At 54.7% G+C, this 16,145-nt stretch carries 13 protein-coding genes and 1 pseudogene; 9 read left to right on the top strand and 5 right to left on the bottom strand.

Annotation, left to right across the window (positions count from 1 at the left end):
- Positions 1–140: 140 nt before the first annotated feature.
- Together AABA21_RS08185 and AABA21_RS08180 are read right to left on the bottom strand one after the other, a co-directional pair.
- Positions 141–993, bottom strand: a pseudogene (locus tag AABA21_RS08185) (alkaline phosphatase family protein).
- A 468-nt stretch (positions 994–1,461) separates the two neighbouring features.
- Positions 1,462–2,142, bottom strand: coding sequence for a DedA family protein (locus tag AABA21_RS08180; RefSeq protein WP_338248748.1), 681 nt, complete (start codon positions 2,140–2,142; stop codon positions 1,462–1,464).
- A gap of 314 nt (positions 2,143–2,456) precedes the next feature.
- Between AABA21_RS08180 and murA the strand changes: the two genes are divergently transcribed.
- A complete protein-coding gene (gene murA, locus AABA21_RS08175) occupies positions 2,457–3,755 on the top strand; it encodes a UDP-N-acetylglucosamine 1-carboxyvinyltransferase (protein WP_420917139.1) in 1,299 nt (432 codons plus the stop codon).
- A gap of 148 nt (positions 3,756–3,903) precedes the next feature.
- Here the strand turns inward: murA and AABA21_RS08170 are convergent, their stop codons facing one another.
- Both AABA21_RS08170 and AABA21_RS08165 read right to left on the bottom strand, forming a co-directional pair.
- A complete protein-coding gene (locus AABA21_RS08170) occupies positions 3,904–4,302 on the bottom strand; it encodes a hypothetical protein (RefSeq protein ID WP_338248743.1) in 399 nt (132 codons plus the stop codon).
- Positions 4,303–4,509: 207 nt separating this feature from the next.
- Positions 4,510–4,899, bottom strand: coding sequence for an SCO5389 family protein (locus tag AABA21_RS08165; RefSeq protein WP_338248741.1), 390 nt, complete (start codon positions 4,897–4,899; stop codon positions 4,510–4,512).
- Between the two features lie 336 nt (positions 4,900–5,235).
- On the opposite strand from AABA21_RS08165, the gene AABA21_RS08160 reads away from it, so the two are divergent.
- The 8 genes from AABA21_RS08160 (at position 5,236) to AABA21_RS08125 (ending at position 14,211) form a co-directional block, all read left to right on the top strand.
- On the top strand, positions 5,236–6,156 hold the full coding sequence (locus tag AABA21_RS08160) for a metal ABC transporter solute-binding protein, Zn/Mn family (protein ID WP_338248739.1): 921 nt from the start codon (positions 5,236–5,238) through the stop codon (positions 6,154–6,156).
- A 30-nt stretch (positions 6,157–6,186) separates the two neighbouring features.
- A complete protein-coding gene (locus AABA21_RS08155; RefSeq protein WP_338248737.1) occupies positions 6,187–6,975 on the top strand; it encodes a metal ABC transporter ATP-binding protein in 789 nt (262 codons plus the stop codon).
- On the top strand, positions 6,976–7,869 hold the full coding sequence (locus AABA21_RS08150) for a metal ABC transporter permease (RefSeq protein ID WP_338248735.1): 894 nt from the start codon (positions 6,976–6,978) through the stop codon (positions 7,867–7,869).
- Positions 7,853–8,752, top strand: coding sequence for a metal ABC transporter permease (locus AABA21_RS08145; RefSeq protein ID WP_338248733.1), 900 nt, complete (start codon positions 7,853–7,855; stop codon positions 8,750–8,752). The genes AABA21_RS08150 and AABA21_RS08145 overlap by 17 nt, the downstream gene beginning before the upstream one ends.
- 169 nt (positions 8,753–8,921) lie before the next feature.
- Positions 8,922–9,359 carry a Fur family transcriptional regulator gene (locus AABA21_RS08140; protein ID WP_338248731.1) on the top strand — a complete coding sequence of 146 codons (438 nt, stop codon included), beginning with the start codon at positions 8,922–8,924 and terminating at the stop codon, positions 9,357–9,359.
- 243 nt (positions 9,360–9,602) lie between these two features.
- Entirely contained in the window at positions 9,603–10,697 is a 1,095-nt protein-coding gene (locus AABA21_RS08135; RefSeq protein WP_338248729.1) for a glycosyltransferase family 9 protein, read from the top strand.
- A gap of 104 nt (positions 10,698–10,801) precedes the next feature.
- Positions 10,802–11,968, top strand: coding sequence for a bifunctional diaminohydroxyphosphoribosylaminopyrimidine deaminase/5-amino-6-(5-phosphoribosylamino)uracil reductase RibD (ribD, locus tag AABA21_RS08130; RefSeq protein WP_338248727.1), 1,167 nt, complete (start codon positions 10,802–10,804; stop codon positions 11,966–11,968).
- Positions 11,969–12,357: 389 nt separating this feature from the next.
- Positions 12,358–14,211: an MraY family glycosyltransferase gene (locus AABA21_RS08125; RefSeq protein WP_338248725.1), complete on the top strand. Its 1,854-nt coding sequence runs from the start codon at positions 12,358–12,360 to the stop codon at positions 14,209–14,211.
- A 61-nt stretch (positions 14,212–14,272) separates the two neighbouring features.
- On the opposite strand, the gene AABA21_RS08120 is transcribed toward AABA21_RS08125, so the two are convergent.
- Positions 14,273–15,973, bottom strand: a complete 1,701-nt coding sequence (locus AABA21_RS08120; RefSeq protein WP_338248723.1) for a serine/threonine protein kinase — start codon at positions 15,971–15,973, stop codon at positions 14,273–14,275.
- Positions 15,974–16,145 lie beyond the last annotated feature (172 nt).

Genomic DNA, 16,145 nt, shown 5'->3' with positions numbered 1-16,145 from the left:
CTCCCTCTAGTTTACTTGAAAACCGTGCCTTTTTGTCTCAAAATCTCATAAAGAATTAAGAAAAAAAATTAAATACGGGGAAAGATCGTCCGGCAGCGTCGGACGATCTTTCCCCGTATTTAATTGAATCTAACAAGACACTAGCGCCAGATGTCGGTGATGGAGGGAACGGTGGCGCTCTGGTTGATGGCGGGGAAGTTTGTACATATCTTCCAGCGTGCGCAGCAGGTGGTAGTGATTCACATTTTCAGAGTAGCGGCCAGTTTTGACCATTGAGCCACTAACGATGGTCGGGATCTGATTGACATCGGAGCCATCATCTTCATCCCAGGTGACAATCAGCAGGCTATTATGGGTGTTGGCCCAGCGGGCATAGGGATCCAGATTATTTTTGAGCCATATGTCGCCATCCGCAACCGAGGCGGAATGCATATCATGGATCTGGTTGGGAATAACAAAGGAAACGGTAGGAAGCTTGCTGTAGTCGGTGGGAAACCGGGTGTACGGCAGATTGCTGCCGGTGGGGACATTGGTAAAGTTGGTCCAGGGATTGTGCTTGCGCGCGTACAGGGCATTGTTGTAACTGGGGGCGGCGCACCCCGTATAGCCCACCGAGGGCATATCCTCCGAATAGCCCGCAAAACTGAGATGAGCGCTGAGCAGCGCGCGGCCCAGGTTGGGTCCCGAAAATGTATTGGGGCAGGCATCACTGCTCACGTCCTGCGTTGAACCCGAGTACAGCGCCAGGTAATTCGGCTGGCTCGGATGGGTTTCAGCATGGAAGTTGGTAAAGACGGCCCCACTGCGGGCCAGGGAATTAATATAAGGAGCCTCGGAAGAACCAATGATATCCGAATAGCTATGATTTTCTTCAATAACAACCACCACGTGATCTGGATGCGGAAGTCTCGTCTGGGCGATTACGGCCTGCGGCACCGTCTCACCCGGTTTCGAGAGGGCACAACTGGTCCATAGCACACCAGCCACCAGCATAACCGCACATAGCAACACAATAGTGATAATACGCGTTTTCATCCTTAACCTCCTGATCCAACAACCACTAACAATTTTTTTATTCTTTTTTTGCATTATAACAAAAAAACATCTCTACATTCAAAATGAACCTTACTTTCGCCTTATTGGGATACGTGAGCGCCTCCGCACAGGCGTCCGCTACGCGGCCGCACTGGTTTTTTAAGTTGGTGCATGGGGGCGCGATTGCGCCCCCATGCACCAACTTAAGGGGTGCAGGGTTCTCCCGCTTTGAGAGCGCAGAGAGGCTACTCTCTGCTTAAGTTAGTGCGGATGGGGGCGCGATTGCGCCCCCATGCATCACCATAAAACTGACTTCTGAGCATCGCTGGTGTGAAAACTCATGCAGGCCACAGGCGATGATCGTGGGAGTAAGACACTCTCATACAACCGTAGAGCACCGCTGGTACACCACCATAAAAAGTGATTCTAGCGGAGGGAGTGCTCTTTTGACTCATCGGCGACTTCGGAGGAAGCAATGGTGTGCGCGATGCGCTTCTTAACGAAGATAACGGCGGCAACAGTAATGATAATCGCGATAGCAAAGCCCACCCAGCCTACCGTTCTGGCCATCGACTCCACCTGGTCAAAATGTTCGTGAAAATAATGGCCGGCGATGTATCCGAGCAAGCCAACGTAGGTAGCCCAGATCACACCTCCCAGGCCATTATAAACCAGGAATGTACGCCACTCCATCCGATTGACGCCGGCCAGAAAGGCGGAGAAGATACGCAAGATAGAAATAAAGCGCCCAAAGAAAACCGTCTTGGCCCCATGACGCTGAAAGAAGCGCTCCGCGTAGTCCAGGTGATTGAGCTTGATAAAAAAGTAGCGACCAAAACGGCTCACAAAGGTACGGCCACCAGTGCGGCCAACATAGTAGCCGATATTGTCGCCCATAATCGCGCCGAAGGCCGCGCAGGCAATAACGATTGGAATCTGCAATCGACTATCGGTAGCGGCATAAAAAGAGGCCAGCAGCAGCATAGTTTCGCCCGGTATCGGGATGCCGATGCACTCAATCATAATAAATAAAGCAATGGCAGGATACCCAATCACGTGTAAAGCGTCTTGCAATGCCTGTAGCGAAATCAACGATGCCAGCAACATCCTCATCAACTCCTTATAAATAGCGCCAATAACCCGTGCTTTTGACACAGCCTCCAGGCATCAGCAGGTAAAGTCACAGTACTTTGTACCTATTTAATCACAAAAGCGACCATATTTTTGCGCATATATCTTTAAAACGCAGAGAAAATTCTCTTTTTCTATTCATTTACGACTTGTTCACCCATAAGGTTGTCGCCAGATGGGACCCCTACTAGTCCTTTATACTGGCATTCCTATCGAACCCCTAACGATATGATATGCTAATTACGCATAGATTATGCACATACATTAAAGGGGAATCTAATTCTATGTCGATACGCCAACCAGTTCGCTATCACGTGCGTGGCGGCCAACGCCTTGAAGGAACGGTTATTATACAGGGGGCTAAAAATGCCGCATTACCAATTATTGCCGCCTCTCTGCTCGCGAAAAGAGGGCAGACCATCTTACATAACGTGCCGTTGATCAACGATGTATATGTAGCCATCGAGATTGCTCGCGCGCTAGGCGCGAAAATAAAATTGCATGAAGAAGAGCAGGTGATGGTCATTGATGCGTCAAACATCACCACCAGTAACCTTTCACCCGAGCTTACCAACCTGATCCGGGGCTCGGTCCTGTTCCTGCCACCTGTCATGATGCGCACGGGCCAGGTAAGCATCGAGAAGGTGGGAGGCTGTAACCTGGGCAAGCGCAGCCTGGATTTCCATTATCGTGGTTTTGTACGCCTGGGAGCTGAAGTGGTCGAGGATGAGCGCGCCATTTCTGTACGCATGGAGAAACCAAAGGGCGCCTACCTTTACCTGGACACGCCCAGCCACACAGGTACAGAGAACTTGATGACGGCTGCATGTCTGGCAGAGGGAACGACCATTATCGAAAACGCCGCTCTGGAGCCAGAGATCGCCAACGTGGCCAATTTCCTGAATCTGATGGGAGCAAAAATCTCGGGAGTTGGCACGGGCGTCATCCAGATTGAAGGGGTCAAAGAGCTTTCAGCTGTCGAATATACCATCATGCCCGATCGCATCGATGCCGGAACCATGGCCATCCTGGCGGCCGCCACGCAGGGTGATGTAGCTCTGATCGGAGCCAACCTGCGCCACTTTGCGGTCGTACGCGCCAAGCTGGAGCAGATGGGGGTAGAGTTGCAGGAAGATGGTCCGGTCATTCGGGTGCAGCGCCGTGGCGCCCTGCGTCCCGTCAACGTGATTACCTGGCCGTTCCCGGGCTACCCGACCGATCTGCAATCGCCGCTTATGGCCCTGGCCTGTATGGCCTCAGGAACCTCCTACATTCGTGAGACGCTGTTTGACCAGCGCTTCGGCGTGGCCAATGACCTCAACAACATGGGTGCGAATATCAAGCTCGAAGATGGCTCGGCCGTCATCGCGGGTCCCACGCCATTAACCGGTACCACCGTATGGGCACATGACCTGCGCGCCGGTAGCGCACTGATCATCGCTGGCTCGGTGGCGGAAGGAGAAACCATCATCGATAACGCCCAGATGATCGAGCGCGGCTACAGCTCAATTATTCGCCGCCTGACACGACTGGGTCTGCACATTGAAGAAGAGCGTCTGGAAGCGCCTGCCCTCCAGGAATCCCTTTAATACCGCGATCAAAAAGCGACCTCTGCGATATTTTACCATGTTTTGCTATGTATAATGCAGAGGTCGCTTTTTGATCACATGGCCGTCTCTCAATCCATGCATACATAGTGGCTGCGCGATGCCAGGCAACTCATTTAAAGATGCATCACTACTTTGAGCGCACCTTCATCCCAACGCATAGGCCACAGATACTACCATCCTCGTCGGACACAAAAAAGAGGCCATTTAAAGCTTTAACCGCGTCTTGAGCATGCAACGAACTATCCCGCATGCCCGCCCAGGCCGGTGCATCGCTGGCGGGAAACGATTCTTCGGAAGCCTCGGTCACCGTATCCTCATCCCCGGCAACCGTATTGTATGTACCCGCGTGCTGGGTACCCAGGTCCGGAACGTCTACAGGCTTGCGGCTATGTCGCACGCGACCGACGACCCAGTGTCCACCCAGGAATATCTCCAGCGCCTGCCCATTCACAATATCGGGGCCCGCAGCCGAACCAAGCGCATAACAGCCCGGATTAGTGCTCGCAAACAAGATTCCCTCAGCCATACAGGTTGTCCTTTCCCCCTCGCTAGTGCTGCCTGCCCACCAGCGGATGCCGACTATTCTGGTCCTACGACAGGCGCAACCATATTTAACAAAACATCAATTCTCCTTCTTACACGAATTCCTAGCAAAACAAGGGGACAAGCCACCAACCCGGTGGATCAGGAACCAGACAACCATCGCCTGGCTCCTGATCTAAATTACTGGAGACTAACAATCGCGCAATTCAGGACTTTGATTGAGAATCTGGCTGCGCGGCGTGATGAACTCTGTGTATTCCTCTCCCAGGGCTTCTCGGGGGAAGAGCGCCACGCGATGGCAGTTTTGAAACGCGAGCTTCACCCCGTAGTGCTGCTCTATAGCGTTGCGCATAGAGTCGCTGGCGAGCAGGCGCAAAAGTTGCCCCCGCGCCTGCTCGCTGGGTGGTGGCACCTGGTTATCGACGAAAGCGGCTCCTCCCTGCTGCAGACGCATGGCCAGCTGTGCCACCAGTTCCCAGGCATAGGGGAGCGACTCTTTGATGCACTGAAGGAAATCGCTGGCCCGTATCTCGCCGGCCTCAGCCTGCTCAAGCAGTGTGGATGGTACATTGAGCGACATATCTAAATCCTTTCTTTTAAGCCGGGGCAAGCCCGGCACCTACGCAAATGGCTCGTTACGATCATGACAAGCATCATGTCATTTAACGATGCTAATGATACTATGTCTTAATTATAATTATGATGCCAAAACAGAAATAAAGCGTGTGGCGACGCTGTTTTGAAGAGATGGACAGAGGATGATATGAGATTACGCAACGTTAATGAGAATATATCTCATTGACAAAAAATCCCCGCTTATGGTATCCTCTCAGCATATAGAGATTGTGTATCATTAATAATGATACCTGGTACTGGTAAATAGTATTGATAGTGCCCACGATGGAGCATTTATTTTATGATTATCAAACGTAGCAAGGCTGCGGGTTTGATTGTGGCGCTGGTGGGGTTATTTTTGCTGAGCGCCTGCAGCAATCCAGCTACTGGCAATACAGGGGGACAGACGAGCAACGGGACGATTCCTGTGGTGGCGGCCGAAAATTTTTATGGGGATATCGTCAGCCAGATTGGCGGCAAGCATGTCAGTGTAACAAGTATATTATCAGATCCCAATGTAGATCCGCATACGTATGAGAGCAATGTCAATCAGGTAAAAGCTGTTGCTAAAGCCAGGTTGATCGTGGCCAATGGCGGTGGGTATGACGATTGGATGGACAAGCTCATATCCAGCACACCAGATGAGAGTCGCCGGGTACTCAAAGGCTTTGACCTGGCCACGGTAAAGCTGCCCGACAACGAGCACATCTGGTATAGTTCAGCCAACGCCAGAACCATTGCCACCGCCATCGCCGATAATCTAAAGGCGATCGACGCCCACCACGCGGCCGAGTACGAGGCCAATCTTCAACGCTTCAAAAGTGAGAGCATGAAGATCGATCAGAAGCTAGCGACCATTAAAGCGAAATACGCTGGGACGCCAATTGGTTTAACCGAGACCATCTTTCTCTATCAAACCGGCCCGATGGGTCTCAACGTGCTGACACCCACCGAGTTCCAAAAAGCGATGGCCGAGAACAATGATCCCCCGGCTAATACGGTGATTACCGCTGAAAATCAGATCACCAGGCGTCAGATCAAAGTGCTTATCTATAACCAACAGGCCCAATCGACTATCACCAGCAGGCTACAGAGTGAGGCGCAGGCACAGCACATCCCTACGATGGCCGTAACCGAAACAATGCCGGGCAATCAAACGTATCAGAGCTGGATGATAGGACAGCTAAATACACTGGAACAAAGTCTGGGCCAGCGCCAATAATGGATGATGAAAAAATGGGTAGAAATGAATGTGAATAATACTATTGTGGAACGGGGAACCCCGATAATTTCACTGGAGAACGTGCGCATCCAATTGGGGAAGCGTACGATCCAGGAAAATATCAACCTGTCCATCAATGCGGGCGAGTTTGTCGCCATCCTGGGTCCAAACGGAGCGGGCAAGAGCACCCTGCTCAAGCTGCTACTGGGTTTAATCAAGGCGGAAGCGGGCACGGTTCGGATCATGGGACGGCCGCCGCGCCGGGGAAATACAGATATCGGCTATGCGCCACAGCACCGGGTACTGGAAGCGGACCTGGCGCTGCGCGCCCGCGACGTCGTCGGCTTTGGGCTCGACGGTCATCGTTGGGGTCCCGGCTGGCCCAGCCGCAAGCGCACCGCGACCATCGAAAAGGCGCTGCAAGAGGTTGACGCCCTGCATTTCGCCGACGCCCCGGTGGGACAGCTCTCGGGCGGCGAGCAGCAGCGGCTCCTGATCGCGCAGGCGCTCCTAACCAATCCGCGTCTGTTGCTGCTCGATGAGCCGCTCTCTAACCTGGACATCGCGCGCGGACAGGAGATCGTCACCCTGGTCAATAACCTCTGCCGCGCACGCAACGTGGCGGTCCTGCTAGTCGCGCATGACGTCAATCCATTGCTGCATGTGGTGGACAAGGTTATCTATGTGGCGAACCAGCATTGCACCATCGGAACGCCGGAGGAAGTTATTACCAGTGAAACCCTGACACGCCTCTATGGATCACCGGTAGAAGTAGTCAGAGCGCTCGGGCGAGTGTTTGTAGTTGGAGCGGAGATATAAATGCTGTATTCCATCATGGACTCCCTACAATACGAATTCGTGCGCAACGCTCTGCTTGCCGGCTCATGCATTGCGATCGTAGCAGCCATCACGGGCTACTTCTTGATCGCGCGCGGCCTGACCTTCGCCGGTCACGCGCTACCGAATATTGGCTTCGGGGGCGCCGCCGGAGCGGTTTTACTCGGGCTCAGTCCGGTCTATGGTCTGTTCGCCTTTACCATCGGCGCGGGCATCATCATCGGATTGCTGGGCAAAGAGGTACGCGAGCGGGATATCTCCATTGGCATCATCATGACCAGCGCCCTCGGGCTGGGGCTGATGTTTCTCTCGCTCTACTCGGGCTATGCTGAACGAGTTTACAGCGTGCTATTTGGCACCATCCTCGGCATCAGTGTAAACGACGTGTGGACCATGATGATCACCTGTCTACTGACCATCATCGCCATCATCGCCCTGTATCGCCCGCTCTTATTTAGCTCGTTTGATCCAATGGTGGCGCAGGCCCGTGGCGTTCCCATTCGCGGCATCGCCGTCCTCTTCCTGGTCCTGGTCGCCATGGCGGTCTCGATCGCCATCCAGATCGTCGGCGCGCTCCTGATATTTACCATGCTGGTTGGACCTGCCGCGACCGCCATCCGCATCGCCCAGCGTCCGATCACAGCCATCATGATCGCGATTGGACTCGGGCTGCTCTATATGTGGGCGGGTATCTTCCTGTCGGTCGCCAACGGGCTCTGGCCGGCCAGTTTCTTTATCGCCACCATCTCATTTGCTGTCTATCTGCCCGTGCGCGTTTTATCGCCACGCTGGCTGGGGAAGCGCGGTCGTCGCGAACGACCGCCAGTTGATCAATCAATCAAGGCACCGGAAACAGAATATGCTAGAACTTTTTAATTACGAAATCGTCCAGAACGCATTTGGCGCTGGAACCATTGTAGCGATCATCGCTGCCTGCATCGGCTATTTTGTTGTGCTGCGCTCACAGACGTTTGCCAGTGAAGCGCTCTCTGATATCGGGTTTGCCGGGGCCACCGGAGCCATCATCTTCGGCTTCAGCTCGCTGATCGGCATGCTCGTCTTCTCCATGCTATCCGCACTCGGCATGGGTGCGCTGGGAGAACGTATCCGAGGACGCGATGTTGAGATCGGGATGGTGCTCTCGTTCGCCCTGGGCCTGGGCGTGCTCTTCCTGAGCATCTACACCCAGACCGGCAGCGCGGGCGTCAACTCGGGTGTGGGCATCCTCTTCGGCTCGATTCTGAGCGTCAGACGCTCGGATGTCTTGATAGCGCTGGGCTGTGGGATCTGCTTATTAATTTTGTTGATGGTCCTGTATCGTCCACTCCTCTTCGCATCCATCGATCCAGAGGTAGCACAGACGCGAGGCGTGCCGGTACGCACCCTCTCGATCATCTTCCTGCTCATGCTCTCGGTCACGGTCTCCATCTCCATCCTGGTTGTGGGGGTCCTGCTGATCATCGCGCTGCTGATCGCGCCCGCCGCCACCGCGCTCCGCCTGACCCATCAGCCGCGTCACTCGCTGATCCTATCCATCATCCTCAGCCTGGCCTGTACCTGGAGTGGGCTCATACTGGCCTTCACGGGTAGCTTCGGCAAGCAGTTGCCGGTAGGCTTCTATATCTCAGCCATAGCCGCGGCATTCTACTTTATCTCGATCATCATCAGTCGCCTGGGGATTGTTCATACACCTCAACGCGTGGAAAAATTTGTTCGCTGTACCGATTGTAAAGAGCGAATGCAGCCAGATTATCAATAAGTATCAACACAATAGATAAAGAGTAGTTAGCTTATGGCTGTTGTGGTAAACTATAATAACCACAAACATACTTGCGGCGTTGCAAACGGGGAACATCATTAGAAACTGATGGTGTATGGAGGAAGCAAGATAACAGCACAAGAGCGCAGATATTAAACGGAGAAGTGCAATGTCAAAGGAGATAACGGATAAAATCTATACAGCGTTTGACGAGATGAGTCAGCGCAACACCCGTCCACGCCGGATCATCGCTGAGCGGCTCGTCCAACTAGCCAACTCGGGACACGACTTCACCACCGATGATCTCTGGCAAGAACTGCGTGCCATCGAGCCAAAGATTGGTCGCGCCACCGTCTTTCGCTCGATTGAAAAGCTGGTCGACAAAGAGTTGCTCGACCGCATCGAGTTCGCCGATGGTACGCATCACTACCGGGTCTGCGGAGGGAGCCACCACCATCACCTGACCTGCACCCAATGTCACCGAGTGGTCGAAGTTGACCTCTGCCTCCCTCCCGAACAACTCAACGCCATTGGTAATCAGACCAACTTTGAAATCGAGGGGCATTCCCTCTCCCTCTTTGGGCGCTGCGAGGCCTGCCGCTCCTGATAGGCTGGATCGTAGCAAAACAAGAAATTGGATAACAGCAGAGTCCACCTTTGCTATTGTCAGGCGTAACAATTACTAAAGGCTCAATTTATGGATTGAGCCGCTCGCTAGCTCGATATGCCATCCCCATCGGGCATACTTCCAGGTGCTTACCACAATGTGATCAGTGGCTCCAGACAGACCAGGGGTTTGTTTTTTGTGCTCGCAAACAGGGCCGGGCGCGAGGAAAGGAACGCAGTGAACATGAAGTACCACGACAGGTCACGCCAGGCAATTAAGATAGCTGGCAAGCTCGCTCGGGTCAGGAAAATAGCTATCCTACAGGCCAGTGCACCAGGAGACTTCATCTTCACGCTGCCAGCGTTGGAAGCGTTACGCCATACTTATCCCAGGGCCGAATTCGTCCTGCTCGGCCAGGAATGGCACGCCACATTTTTGCATGGTCGCCCCTCACCGATCGACCGGGTCGTGGTTGTGCCAGACTACTGTGGCGCGCACGAGACAGATCTTAGTGATCAAGAAGTGAACGAGCTGACATGTTTTTTTGCACGCATGCAGGCGGAGCGCTTCGACCTGGCCCTACAGATGCAGCGTGGTGGTCGAGACGTCAGCACCTTCCTGCTCAGGCTACAAGCTCGCGTTAGCGCCGGCTACGCCACATCCGATGGCCCTCAACTGGATCGCAGTCTTCTATACACACCATTTCAGCATGAGATTCTGCGCTGGCAGGAGGTCGCCACTCTGGTGGGAGTTGCCAAAGAGGCCTGCACACAACCTGAGCTGGTCGTGATAGCAAAAGACCTGGAAGAATCACTGCGAGTGGTAGCGGCAGATCCACGCCCCCTGGTAGTGCTCCATCCGGGTAGCGACGACCCACGTTGTCGCTGGCCCGGTCAGCACTTCGCCGCCGTAGGAGACGCCCTGGCCCGTGAAGGAATGCGCATTGCAATCACGGGCAGCGAGCAGGAAGTCGACCTCGCCACCGGTGTCGCGCGGCAAATGAGGGCTCCTGCACTAAACGTAGCGGGAAAGCTGTCATACGCCGGTCTCTGCGGCCTGCTCTCCCGCTGTCGCCTCGTCATCGCCAATGATGCCGCCATCCAACAACTGGCCAGTTGTGTAGGGACAGCCACCATTGGCCTCTACTGGTGCGTCAACATGCTCTCCAGCGGACCACTCAATCGTCAGCGCCACCTCCCCTTTATCTCATGGCAACTTCACTGCCCCACATGCGATCACAACCAACTCTATGGGCACTGTGGCCACCTGGCCTCGCTAATTACAGATATCAGCAGCGACGAGGTAATCAGCAGCGCCAGGGAATTGCTCCGGGCCTGAGCAGTCTATGGGCGCGAGCATATTTTTTCAACAAGAAATTATCAAATTATGGGTATATAATTCTTGCAGGTGGATAAATCTAGAAAGGATGATTCTCAGTAGCAATGCAAGAGCCATTGCCTATACATAACAATACCGGGGACGCTGAATTTATGGCGCAGGCACTTGCCCGCGCCCGTTCGGTTATCGGCCGCACCAGTCCTCGTCCCCCCGTGGGGGCGGTGGTCGTGCGGGATGGCGCTGTAGTCGGCGTGGGCGCGACCGATCCGCCCTATGGTCCACACGCGGAAGTGAACGCGCTCCGGCAGGCTGGTGAGCTGTCCGGAGGGGCGGATCTGTATGTGACGCTTGAGCCATGTTGCGTAACGATCCATACCCCTCCCTGCACACGCGCCATTCTGGAGGCCGGCATACGCCGCGTTGTAGTGGCGACGCTCGACCCCAATCCCCTGGTCGCTGGACGTGGCGTGGCGCAACTGCGCGAGGCCGGAGTAGAGATAACTGTTGGTCCCGGATCGGCTGAAGCGCAGGAAATTATACGCCCGTTCTCGACCTTTATCACCCGGCATCGCCCCCATTTTAGCGCCAAGTGGGCGATGACCCTTGACGGTAAGATCGCGACCTATACCGGCGACGCGTATTGGATCAGTAATGAAGCATCCCGCGTCTGGGTCCATAACTTCCGCGAGGAGGTCGATGCGATTATCATCGGTAGTGCGACGGCGCGCCTCGACGATCCACAATTAACCGTGCGGCTTGAGCCGCATCAACACTGGTATCCCCGCACCAATCGCCCCGGTGGACCACTGCGGGTGGTCGTTTCCACTCATGGTGATCTTCCGGCGCATCTCAAGCTGCTACAACCAGCACTTGCCAACGGTACCTGCATCATCGTTGGAGAGGGCGCTCCCCCTGAGAACATCGATCGCCTGCGCGCCAGCGGCGCCGAGGTCATGCGCGCCGAAGTGAATCAGGAGGGCCTCATCGATATGCAGACGCTCAGTTCGCTGCTGGAGGAAAAGGGTCTCATGCATGTGCTGATTGAAGGCGGGAGCCAGCTCTTAGGCCGGGCCTTTGATCAACGCCTGATCGATCAGGTGGCCGCTTTTATCGCTCCACGCCTGATCGGTGGTCACGGTGCTCCGTCCCCCATCGGAGGCATGGGCCTCTCCACAATGAAGCACGCCCTTACATTAGCCAATCAACGCTCTCAAATTATTGATGGGGACATCCTGATTCAGGGGCTGATTGTGTATAAAGAATGTGTTTGACTTCCGTCATGTTGGTGGCACATGAGCGCCCCCGCACGCGCGTCCGCTGCGCGGCCGCAATTGTTTTTTGTGCTGGTGCATGGGGTGGCGTGCGCGGCCGCGCACGCCACCCCATGCACCAGCACAAAAAGGACTTGTGAGCATCTCATACACCAGCATACAAAAGCAGGCCGTAATTTCGGGGGGTTCGTGCGTACTTATAGAGTAGGAAGCAGCTTGCATAAACATGCAGGTTAGTAAGAGAAAAGGCAGTATCAATGGCCAGCAAGTACGTACCTTTCTCCTAGTATCAAAGAGATAAAGTTACATACATATAAAACCAGTCGTTCCAAGTCGTTAGGAAAAAATATTTTTAAGCCTATAAATCGATCTTGAGAGTTGTTTAAATTATGAATTCAATACAATTTGATCAGATCTGCTGGTTATTGCTCGCCTTTCTACTCTGCTTCGCGGGCAGCCTGCTCTTATGCGGCCTGGCCCGCAAGCTCTTCCCCACGTTTCGCAGTGGTGAGCATAAGCCGGGCACGCATCGCACAGACATGCCGACGAGCAGTGGACGCGCCATTAAAACAGTCGAGCTCCCGCTGGTCGGTGGGCCGGCCTTCACCATAGCCATTGTCGGCAGCGGTATCAGCGCCGGTTACATTTTACATTTAAATCAAAATCAATGGAACCTTCTCTTGATCGCTTTAGGGGCAACCATCGGCTACGCTATGGTTGGCTTTCTGGATGACTGGCGTAAAGTCTATAGTAATCAAGGTTTATCCGAATCGGCGAAATTTGCCGGCGTCTTCCTGGTCTCGGTGGCCGCGGCCGTTTGCTACTTCTTCCTGTTTTCGGCGGGACAAGAATCCTACAGCCTGTGGAAAGATTTGCCGATTCTGGGACGGCTGATCTGTAGCAGTTCGGTCGCAATCGACCAGCCCTGCCGGGTCGTTTTCCCACAGCTGGCCTACTTTGGCTGGTTTATCTTCCTGGTCCTGCTGGTAGGCTTCACCGGCACGGCAACCGCCGTATCGGTCGATTTCAGCGATGGCTTTGATGGGCTTTCCGGTGGGCTGGTGGTCAGCGCCGCCATCGCGCTAGCCCTGGCCATTACCGGTCGTTTAAGTGATCTGGGGACGCATCCTGAGGGTATCGTACTGGAGCTACTGGCCCTGGTCTGCGCAGGAGGGGTGCTGGGATTCCTGCCCTGGTGCTGGCCCTCGTCGTGGGCGGCCAGGCGTAGCGGCATTGTCAAGCGGCGCGCACGCATCATCATGGGAGATAGTGGAGCGCTGGCGCTGGGCGGCCTGCTGGCCATCATCGCCCTCTTCTCGCGCAACGAAATCCTGCTGCTCACCACCATTGGAGGAGTCTTCGTACTGGAGGCTCTCTCAGTCATCGTCTCCACCCGCGTCCTCACACCATTCTACCGTCGCCGCTTAAGGATTCTGCGCTTCGAGAATAAAAAGGAATTCGTCCCGCACACCGAGTTTCCGCTGCCATTCCTGGCCGCGCCCCTGCACCATCACTTCGATCTGCTAGGATGGGACAGAAAGCGGCTCGTCTACTGTGCATGGACGCTGGGAGCCATCTTCGCGGGACTGAGCGTGCTGATTTCGGTCGATACCATCAGCTGGCAGCGCTACCTGGCCCGCTTTCTGGGCTTCGTTCTGATGGGGGTTATCTGGTCCAGCGGCACCTGGTCCAAGTGCTACTTTGTCGGCAAACAATCGATAGCTGGACGCAACCGGCACCGCCGCCTGGCCCTGTACTATGGCTATCCCTTGAGCATCATGGGCATCAACCTTTATCATCACGTTGAGAGCATCGAAGCCAGTGAAGATGTAATCGAGACACCGGCCGAAGAGCTGGCCCTATGGCAGCGCATGACGATCTTTGATGCGCGCGCCATGCTCGGGCTCTATTGCTATCGCGCGGGCTACTATCCAGCCGCCATGGCCCAATGGAGCCGCATCCCTGAACGCAACCGCAAACTACGGCCTGAAATCGTTATCCTCTTGAATGAGGTCGATAATCGCCTGGCACTGGAAAAGCAGGAGACCCAGCCGATGCGTCGCGATCAGCTACGGGCCAGGATCGAAGAGAACAAACAGCCCATCTTTACCGGGAACTTACCGCCAGCTGATATGCCCAATCCATATGAGCCCATCAGCGAAGAAGAGATGAGTACCGGAAACATCGACGCACCATGGAAAACCCTGGTGCCGGATAATAAAGCGGAACGCGATCAAGGCTGATAAGATCAAAAGCCGCGGGCGCTTCCTTGCTTCCCGCTTGAGTATAGAGGAGTTATTCATGTTATCGGCACTGCCAGGTGATGGTGATGGTGATAGCATTGTGTGGGCCCTGAATGGTGAAACGCGCGCGCTGGCTGGTCTGACCGCCGTTCCCGAAGCCGCAGCGCAAAGCCACGTTAGCATTCACCATCTGTGAATCCTGGGCCCCCACAGTCCCTTGATTATTATCTCCATTCTCAGAATTAATCGAGCCGAGATAGTTCGGAAGATTCGAGGTAGCAACCCAGTGCACATCGTTATTGCTACGGTTGGTTAAGGTAATCGGGCAGCTTGCCAGGCCGAAACCCATGGTCGAGCAGCCATCCAGGTTTTGAAATGAGGTCTTATCCGCCTGCAATAGCTGAGAGACAGCGACCGCCGTCGCTGTGGCGGCAATATGCTGCTGCGTCACCGCCGTCGCCGTGGCATTGAGATGGGACTGGGCCTGCGCGGTCCCGGCGACATCGCGCTGCGTCACCGCCGTCTGGGTAGCGCTGATATTATGCAGTGACCTGGCCACTGCCGTCTGCGTCGCCGCATGATCGGGTGTGGCAAAAAGATCTAGTTTCCCTAAAGGGTGGCTTAAGGTAAAGGCATAGGCCCAACCGGCGCCGCCTACCAGCAGAACCAGCGCGACCAGAAAAATCAAGGTCATCTTACGCGTCGAGAAATCTTGCGCGGGCTGGAAACGCCGATACGGCAAAGGCATGACAGCATCCTGCCGCTGCGAAGGACCTCCACCAGAAATAGCTATAGTGGGGGTGCTATGATCCATGAGCGCAAGGCGCACGGAGGCAGCATTGTCTTCAGCAGGGTCCCGGTTGGGCATCAGCCAGGGAAGTCTGCCGGAGGCGCTGGCCTGCAGAGACTTCTGAAGAGCCTGGGCAAAATCGAACACCGAGGGGAAACGATCCTCAGGCCGCTTGGCCAGTGCACGCAGTAAAACAGCATCAACGCCGGGAGGGAGCGCGGGATTCAAGCGTGATGGCGGCTCCGGCGGCACGTGCATATGCTTATACATGATCTGGCCCGGCGCGCCATCAAAGGGCGGCTGACCAACCAGCAGTTCATAGGCCATAATTGCCAGTGCATACTGGTCGGTAGCGAAGACAGGATGACCATCCCACTGCTCTGGAGCCATATATGTCAATGTGCCACGAATGGTCTGGCTGGTATGCGAAGTGACCAGCAGCGAACGGGCCACGCCGAAGTCCGCCAGCAGCAGATCCGGCTGTGAGGGCTGCTCAGGCCGGATGCGCAAAAGAAAGTTATCAGGCTTCACATCCTGGTGCACGATGCCCTGGCTGTGCGCATGCTGCAGGGCGCCCGCGGCCTGAGAAATAAAGCGTGCCACCTCTAACGGCGGCAATAAATCGTGATCATCGCGGTCCCTTACCCATTGATAGAGCGAGCCCTCAGGTCGATAGGGCATCACCATATAGGTCAGGGTAGCGCCGTTGACCTCTTGCTCTCCATAATCGAACAGAGGCAGGATCGCTGGATGATCCAGGCCAGCGATAGCATGCATCTCGCGCTCAAAAAGCCGGGTCGACTTCTGAACGTTTCCTGATGTGTGATACATAGGAGAATCGTTCCGCACCACTTTTACCGCCACACGTCTCTTAATACGAGTATCATCCGCCAGGTAGACCTCACCCATACCGCCACTTCCCAACTGCTGCTGCAGGCGATAGCGACCAAGGTATGTTCCTTCTAACGCCATATCACTTCTCTCTCCCTGGAATTATCAGAGGATCAACGCCCGAATATTACCAGCGCCTATCGACCTAATGAAAACACTATCATCAATATAGCACACAATGATACAAAGTTCATAACAAATAAGCAAATGAGTACTTTATAATAAAACGTGGGCGCCAGCAGAATTTGGCGTC

The organism is Dictyobacter halimunensis (assembly GCF_036245075.1).
Note: the sequence above shows the minus strand (reverse complement) of the source record. Positions and strands in the feature narration are given on the sequence as shown.